Origin of the sequence: Blautia sp. HCP3S3_D9 (assembly GCF_052063845.1) — a bacterium.
In the GTDB taxonomy this organism is placed as follows: Bacteria; Bacillota; Clostridia; order Lachnospirales; family Lachnospiraceae; genus Blautia_A.
In genome coordinates, this window is sequence record NZ_JBQHWS010000268.1 from 1 (window position 1) to 1,481 (window position 1,481).

Below are 1,481 nucleotides of genomic sequence, written 5' to 3' on the forward strand. Positions count from 1 at the left end.
AATACAACTGTATCACCAACTTTTACAATTTTATGCTTCTGTGCTGCTTCGATTGCTCTCAGGCAAAGGATTTCAGAGCTGTATTCTTCTTTGATGAGCATCGGATAAACGCCCCAGGACAGGTTCAGCTGACGCAGAACTCTCTCAGAGCTTGTGCATGCACCGATCAGACATCCTGGTCTGTGTTTGGACATCATGTGTGCGGTACTTCCGGATTTTGTCACTGCAAGGATTGCACGAGCCTTCAGGTCGATTGCTGTCAGGCAGGTTGCATGTGCGATCGCATTTGTGATGTCCGGGTTTTCATTTCTGTCTGTTTTCTTAAAGATTGTATTGTAGTCAATATTCTGTTCCATATGCTCTGCGATACGGCTCATCATCTGAAGTGCCTGTACCGGATATTTACCAGCTGCTGTTTCTCCGGAAAGCATAGTCGCACTTGTTCCCTGGAAGATCGCATTGGCAACGTCTGTAGCCTCTGCACGGGTTGGTCTCGGATGAGAGATCATGGAGTCAAGCATCTGTGTTGCAGTGATGACAGGTTTGCCTGCTGTATAAACTTTCTGGATGATCTTCTGCTGGATAACAGGTACATATTCCGGTGGAATCTCAACACCCATGTCACCTCTGGCGATCATAATACCGTCTGCTGCTTCGATGATCTCATCGATATTGTCAACACCCTGCTGGTTCTCAATCTTGGCAATGATCTGGATTTCTTCACCGCCGTTTTCTTTCAGGATTTTTCTTACTTCACGGATATCATCAGCAGTACGTGTAAAAGATGCTGCAACAAAGTCAAATCCTTCCTGAATACCGAAAAGAAGGTCATCATGGTCTTTCTTGCTGATAAATGGCATCTTCAGGTTTGCACCCGGAACATTGACACCTTTCTTATCACCAACTACACCTGCGTTGATAACTTTACATACGATATCTTTTCCTGCGATATCCTGAACTTCCAGATCTACAAGTCCGTCATCAACCAGAATATGTCCGCCTGGTTTTACATCCTTATAAAGTTCTTTATAAGTAATGCTTACGTGCTCGTTAGTTCCTTCTATATCTTTATTTGTAAATGTAAAAATCTGTCCTTCTTCCAGAGAAACCTTACCATCCTTGAAGCATCCAAGTCTGATCTCCGGTCCCTTTGTATCAAGAAGTGCTGCAACAGGTCTGTCATATTTCTTGCGAAGTTCTCTCAGCTTCTGGATACGTCCTCTCTGTTCATCGTGAGGTCCATGTGAAAAGTTGAAACGTGCTACGTCCATTCCCTCTCTCACAAGCTGTTCCATAACATCGCCTTTATCAGTAGACGGTCCCATTGTACAGATAATTTTGGTTTTTCTCATTTAATTCTTTCCCTCCAACTGTTGATTGTATCTATTTTATCCCTGTCAATATTGTGTAAAAATTACTTTTCTCTTATCTTCCGGAAAAAACCCGTTAAAAAGAGTTTGCAAACCTGCCAGTTTTTTGTT

General features: G+C 42.9%; 1 protein-coding gene. It reads right to left on the reverse strand.

What is annotated here, in order from left to right:
- The coding region (pyk, locus tag ACTNES_RS20790; protein WP_441040569.1) for a pyruvate kinase at positions 1 to 1,352 on the reverse strand (1,352 nt) is incomplete at its 3' end.
- Positions 1,353 to 1,481 lie beyond the last annotated feature (129 nt).